The sequence below is a fragment of the Mesorhizobium sp. M2C.T.Ca.TU.002.02.1.1 genome (assembly GCF_003997225.1).
Genome location: NZ_RZTO01000326.1, coordinates 1 through 6,192, shown reverse-complemented (window position 1 = coordinate 6,192; position 6,192 = coordinate 1). Strand labels below are relative to the sequence as shown.

Annotated in this window: 7 protein-coding genes; 2 read left to right on the top strand and 5 right to left on the bottom strand. The window is 67.5% G+C overall.

The window, feature by feature from the left end; translation table 11 throughout:
- On the top strand, positions 1-216 hold a 216-nt coding region (locus EOD07_RS18075; RefSeq protein ID WP_206519490.1), incomplete at its 5' end, for a hypothetical protein.
- A gap of 51 nt (positions 217-267) precedes the next feature.
- Here the strand turns inward: EOD07_RS18075 and EOD07_RS18070 are convergent.
- Genes EOD07_RS18070 through EOD07_RS18050 form a run of 5 tightly spaced genes read right to left on the bottom strand, consistent with a single transcriptional unit; the run spans position 268 to position 5,545 of the window.
- A complete protein-coding gene (locus EOD07_RS18070; RefSeq protein WP_127236440.1) occupies positions 268-1,374 on the bottom strand; it encodes an SAM-dependent methyltransferase in 1,107 nt (368 codons plus the stop codon).
- 15 nt (positions 1,375-1,389) lie between these two features.
- A complete protein-coding gene (locus EOD07_RS18065) occupies positions 1,390-1,968 on the bottom strand; it encodes a DUF3726 domain-containing protein (protein ID WP_164772327.1) in 579 nt (192 codons plus the stop codon).
- Positions 1,965-3,620, bottom strand: coding sequence for a hypothetical protein (locus tag EOD07_RS18060; protein ID WP_127236438.1), 1,656 nt, complete (start codon positions 3,618-3,620; stop codon positions 1,965-1,967). The genes EOD07_RS18065 and EOD07_RS18060 overlap by 4 nt, the downstream gene beginning before the upstream one ends.
- On the bottom strand, positions 3,617-4,621 hold the full coding sequence (locus EOD07_RS18055) for an Ldh family oxidoreductase (protein WP_127236437.1): 1,005 nt from the start codon (positions 4,619-4,621) through the stop codon (positions 3,617-3,619). The genes EOD07_RS18060 and EOD07_RS18055 overlap by 4 nt, the downstream gene beginning before the upstream one ends.
- A 15-nt stretch (positions 4,622-4,636) precedes the next feature.
- A complete protein-coding gene (locus EOD07_RS18050) occupies positions 4,637-5,545 on the bottom strand; it encodes a LysR family transcriptional regulator (RefSeq protein WP_127236436.1) in 909 nt (302 codons plus the stop codon).
- A gap of 100 nt (positions 5,546-5,645) precedes the next feature.
- Between EOD07_RS18050 and EOD07_RS18045 the strand changes: the two genes are divergently transcribed.
- Positions 5,646-6,192: aldehyde dehydrogenase family protein (locus EOD07_RS18045; protein WP_127236435.1), on the top strand; the 547-nt coding region annotated here is incomplete at its 3' end.

The window sequence follows — 6,192 nt, the reverse complement described above, 5'->3', positions numbered from 1 at the left end:
CTGCTGGATCAGCCATTGGCGAACATGATCGTGGCGACCGACATCCGCGATGGCGCGACCACGTTGTTCGGAACCGTTGATCTCCAGGCGAGCTATTCCGGCAAGTACGATATCCGAGTCGAATTGTCGCCGGACGAACTCACGCGCGTCTACCGGCTGCTCGTCAAGAATCTCCTCGAGAAAATACAGGAACTCACCGCTGAACCAGCCGCTTGAAATTCTTTAACCCCCGGGATCGGCGCGAGGTTCACTTTGTGGCGGTATCGCCTAGCCTTTGACGATCTCCGTCACGCAATGGACGTAGTCCATCCGGTGGCCTTCGGGAGCGCGCGCGACGTCGGCTTCGTACGCGCCATAAAGATCGTCGACGATTGCGGAACGATCGGCCGCGGGACGCGAGGGATCGAGCGCGTTCGCAAAGACGGTTTCAGACCAGGAGCGGAGCGTCGGCACATAGGCCCTGGCGAAGGTCTGTGCGTTGCCATGGACGCGGAAGGCCTCGGCATAGGGGCACGGCGTCACCATGGTGAAGATGTTTTCCAGCCTCAGTCCGGCCTGCGACACCGGCGAAGCGGGATTGAGGAAGGGCGCGGCGAACTCGTCCGGCGTCTTGTAGAATTGCTGGAACGTCGCGTTGACATATTCCGTCTCGCTGATCCGTCCGGCCCAGGCCAGATCGCGCCAGTGGCGTGCGAAGCTGTCGAACATGTCGGCCCCGGTCGTGTGTCCGAGATAGCGGCCTTCCTCGTCGACGCAGAAATTGGCCAGCGCCAGCCGGCCGCCGGACCTCAGCTCACGGGCCCTGGCCAGCAGGATCGTCTCCCAGTCGCGCAGCCCCTGGGCGCGAAACTGCGCCCGCTCGGCCTCGGTCGCGCCGACCGCCTGGACATGGTCGGCGATCATGCAGGGCCGCGTGCTGATCCAGTGCATCGCGGTGGCGGAAAAGCCGAACGACAGCGAATTGTCGGGAAGGATCTGGCGGTAGAAGCTGGTGCCGCTGCCGAAAATGTAGAGCCCGGGCGTCTCGGCCAGCGGAACCTCCGTCGAGGTGCCAAGCAGTCCCTGGCTGAGCCTGAACAGAGTCGAGAAATCATTGTGCGGCAGGTCGGTATAGGTGATCGATATCGCCCGGTTCGGTTCCCTCTCCCGAACGGCGCCGACCAGCCGCCGCATCATGTCCATCGAGGTGCCGCCGTCGGCCGCGCCGAAATCGGCGACGGCGAAAGGCTGGCCATCGGCCAGCCGAGGCATCGCGGCGACGGCCTTGACGACAAGATCGCCGACCTTGTCGATGACATATTTGGCGCCGACCGTGTTGGCCGAGTAGTAGCCCGCCCCACGCATGGCGATCTTCTGGCCGTCGGCTGCGCTCATTTTGTTCTCCCCTTGTTATTCATCGTCCACCCGGCCGCCGCCGGCTCCGCGCACGCGCGACCTTTCGCTTTCCGGCACATAGGTTCTGGCGGCGAAGGAATTGAGCGCCGCAAGCGTCCGCTCGTCGATCGCGCCGCGCCGGCCCGTGGCCGACTGATCGATGTCGGCGCGGTGTTCGACGACGACATCGGCGTGCGCCGCCGGCCCCACGGGCCGTGCTACACGCATGGCCGAGCGGCGCAGCATGGCGTCGAGCCAGATTGGCAGGCCGACATTGATGATGGTCAGCGGCAGTGCGCTCGCCGGAAGCGGATCGTCGAGCAGCAAGGCCGCTGTTCGGATCGGGCAGAGCGGCCTTTCGGCAAGCCTGTCGGGCTCGCCCTTTCGCCAGCGCGCCGCGCGGGCAGGATCAGGCGGGTCAAAGGATTGCGCGTTTTCGGCGAGGCTCAGCATGGCCACGCCCCAATTATCGTCTTCGATGGCGATCCGGCGCGCCGCGCGGCCGATATCCTCGGCCAGTCCCCATGAAAATCCGGCGCCCCGCGCCGCCTTGGTGCTCAGCGTCTCCACTTCGTTGAGCGAGAGCTCGATCACGCGGCCTCTCCTGCGGCCGCCATGGCGGCGACATCCTCGATCAGCGGCTCGCCGCTGAACAGCGCGATCCGCAGCCAGCGGTCGGAGCGCGGATCGAAACTGCGCGCGCCGAAGAACGCCAGCTTGGCGCGCAATATGTCGACGGGCCGCAAGTCGGCGCCGATCAGATTGTCGTGGATCTCGGCGTAGGGAAACCTGGCGACGATCTGGGCGCGCCGCACCGCATGGCGCCATTCGGGCCGGCGCAGCAGGAAGTCGGCGACACTGGCCGATTGTGGTTCCTGCGCCAGCGCGGCCGCCAGGCTGAGCGCATCGCGCGCGGTGGCCAAAGGCTGTTCGAGCTCGGCGCCGTCCTCCTCGAACCGCTCGCCGAGCCGGGGCTCGAGCTTCTCCGCCGATACATACCAGAAGCGCGCATTGGCAGCCGGGTCGGCGAAATCGACATCAGCCGCCCAGGAATAGGCGTCGAGAAGCGCCTGGCGAAGCGAAGCGCAGGTGACGCTGCCGTCGATCGCATGTCCAGGCGTCTCGTCGGCCTTCATCGTGTCGCCGAGCTCGTCGACCAGCGCGCCGTGCGGCTCGAGGATCAGCGAGACGCAGGCTTCCTGCCCTTCCAGTGAAAAATTGTCTTCCGCGAAGCGATAGACCGCGTCCCAGGGCTGGGGTTTCGCCAGGAGCCGGTCGAGGTTTTCCGCCAGCGCATCGAGATCGGCGGCCAGCGACATGGTCGCGGCGGCCTGGCGATCATCGTCGCTGTGCCAGCGGGCGACGCGTCGCGACAAATCGGCGAGCGCTTGCGCAAAGATCCTCCGTTCCGCCGCGCCGGCATGCGGCTCTGCCCGCACCCGCGCCAGCGCGGTTTCGCGGGCCAGGAACCAGCTATGCGTCAGCAGCGGATGGCGCACGAGGAAGGGCGCCATGCCGAGCCCCGTCGCATTGCCGACCCCGAGCGCCCGGCGCAAGCCCGATGCCAGCTTTGCCGCGCCGGCCGGGTTGCGGCGACAGGCGATGTGATCGACAAGGTCGAGCGTGAAGGACCGGATCAGCCAGACGGTGAGCATCTCCGCCTGGAAGGATCCGGTAAGCTCCGGGCGCCCGGCGATCTCGTCGCGGTCGGCGATGCCGAACTTGCCGTTGCCGTAGACGGCCGTGGTGCGCAGCAGATAGCCGACGCCGAGCAGCTGCTCGTCGTCGGGCTGCCGCCCGCGCGCCAGCGTCGAAACCACGTCCTCGAACAGCCGCACGCTCTTGTTGGCGCGCGCCAGCACGAGCTCGCGATTGGTGTAGCGGCCCGCCTCCTGCAGCGGCGCATTTGCCTCCAGCCGCGCGATCTCGGGGGCGTCCGGCAATCCGTCGTAAAGCACGTAGCTGGTGTCCCAGGCCTGCGCGATCACCCGGTCGGAGCGCTTCTCGTCGTCGAGCGGCGTCGAGAAGGCGACCAGGCTGTAGGTCCTTGCCGGCGTCTCGACCGCATAGACCGCGCGCCCGAACCCCTTGTCCTCCAGGTCGAACAGGTGCTTGCGCACACGCCATTTTTCCCTGGTGGCGCGGCGGATCAGCTGGCGCAGGAAGCTGAGACGCGTCGGATGCGCGGCGCCCAGCCGCTTAAGGCGCATGACGACCTCCGGCGGGCGCAGCGCGATCGCCGTCATGCGGCGGTCCCGGCCAGCTTTTCGAGCGTGGCGAGCGTCTCCGCCGCCACCTCGATGCCTTCGGTTGCGTTCCGCTCTCGCGCGCCAAAACGCCTTGTGCCCGGCAGCCTTGCTTCGCCGGCAAAAGCGCCGGCAACGGTTTCCAGATTCCCCGCGAACGCTCCGGTCGAGGTCGTATCGGGCGACACCGCCAGGAAGAACTGGCCGGTTCCAGGCGGGCCACCGGCGGTGCCGGAAAAGGGGCTGGCGACAAGTCCGGGATTGGCTCCCGTCAGGCATGCGGCGAAGACCTCCACCAGCAATGCCGAACCGACGCCCTTGTAGCCGCCGGCCGGCGCCATCGTGCCTTTCAAGGCCTCGCTGGCATCGGTGGTCGTCTCGCCGCTTGCGTCGAATGCCCAGCCGGGAGGGATCGGCTCGCCGGCGCGGGCGCGCTTGATGACCTCGCTCTTGGCGACGACGCTGGCGCTCTGGTCGATGACGAAGCGCGCGCCGCCCCGCCCGTCCGGGACCGCCAGCGACCAGGGATTGGTGCCAAGCGCCGCCTTGCGGCCACCCCAGGGCGCGATCGAGGCCGGCGCGTTGGTGAATCCCAGGCCGACAAGCCCTTTCCGGGCGATGTTTTCGGTGTGATAGCCGAGCGCGCCGCAATTGTAGGAGTTGCGGATGGCGAGCGCGGCGACGCCTTGCGAGCGCGCCGCCTCGATAAGCGCCGGCAGGCCGAGGGCGATGGCCTCATGCGCAAAGCCGTTTGCGGCATCGACGGCGACGACCGCCGAGGCCGGCCGCGTCAGGCGCGGCTCGGCCTGCCCGAGCACCTTGCCGCAGGTCAGATGCTCGCAATAGGTCGGCAGATACATCAGGCCATGCGATTTCAGGCCGTCGCGTTCGGCCGCCGCGATGGCCGCGGCGAGCGCACCGGCTTGGCGCTCGCTGGCGCCGTGGCGAAGCAGGGCGGCCGAAGCCAGCGTCTCGATTCGGGCTTGGGTCAGTCGTGTCATCCGATCACCCGCCAATCATGCCGCCGCATAGCCAAATTCTCTCTCGCCGGCTTGCGCTTGCTGGCGAATGCATTCGATGAACCGCAGCGACGCCGGCTGCAGGTTGCGGCCCGCCTTGGCGATCCAGCCGACGGTGCGGCTCGAGCGCGGGTCGGCAAGCGGAACGAAGTGCACGTCGTGGCTCGATTTCCAGCGGCAGAGCCGGGGCAGGATGGTGACGCCGAGCCCGGCCTCCACCATCGCCAGGTTGGAGCTCACATTGGTCGCGGTGAGCTTCGAGCCGGCGGCCAGCGCCTCGGTCTCGGCGAGCCCGAGCGCCGCGGCCGCGCCGTTGCGGATGAAGCTCTCGCCATCGAGCTCAGCCCATTTCAACGGGCGTTTCGACTTCGCCAAAGGGTGATCGGCAGGGCAGACGAAATCGAGCGGCTCGTGGAACAGCGGCTCGAAGCTGAGCTGCGGCCGCTTGCTGGCGAGCACGCACAGGCCCACCTCCACCATGCCGTTTTCGACCGCGTCGACGATGGCGCTGGAATCGCTGTCGCGGACATGGATGTCGAACCGGCTGCCTTCGGCGCGAAGCTTGGCGATCGCGCGCGGCAGCAGGGTCACGGCGACCGAAGGCACGCTGGCCACGTCGCAGCGGCCCTGCCGGTCCGCCGCATAGCTGGTCATCGCCAGGCAGGCGCGGTCGTAATGCGCGATCATGGCGCGCGCCTCGTCGAGCACGATACGGCCGACCGGCGAAAGCGCGCCCTTGCGCTCGCTCTCGAACAGCGGCGCGCCGATATCGTCTTCCAATTGCTTGAGCGTCATCGACACGGCCGACGGGGTACGGCCGATCTGGTCGGCGGCGGCGCGCACGCCACCGGTCTCGCAGACCGCGACGAAGCTGCGCATGCCGGTCAGGCTGATGGTTTTGGTCACTGTTAAGCTTGCCTGAACATTTGTGCCAAAAATTGAGCTTGATTGAAGTTCACAGCATTGGTTAGGTCGTTGTCAACCGAATTGATGCAGGTCGAACACGATGCTGAACGGTCAGAACTTCGTTGCGGGCGAATGGCGCGACGGCGCCGGCTGGGCCGAGGACATCAATCCGTCCGATGTGACCGATGTCGTCGGGCGCTTCGCCCAGGCGCGGCTGTCCGATATCCATGACGCCGTGGCGGCGGCGCAAGGCGCGCAGCGGGAATGGGCGGCGGCGGGGCTGGAAGCGCGGGCTGCCGTTCTCGACGCCATCGGGCGCGAGTTGATGGCGCGTTCGAAGGAGCTTGGCGAACTGCTCTCGCGCGAGGAGGGCAAGACCCTTCCCGAAGGTGTCGGCGAGGTCTATCGCGCCGGGCAGTTCTTCACCTATTTCGCCGCCGAGGCGCTGCGTAATCTGGGCAGCTCGGCCGACTCCGTCAGGGCCGGCGTCGATGTGTTGATCGAGCGCGAGCCGCTCGGCGTCGTCGCGATCATTTCGCCCTGGAATTTCCCCATCGCCACCGCGTCCTGGAAGATCGCGCCGGCGCTGGCCTTCGGCAATGCGGTGGTCTGGAAGCCGGCCAGCCTCACCCCGGCAAGCGCCTGGG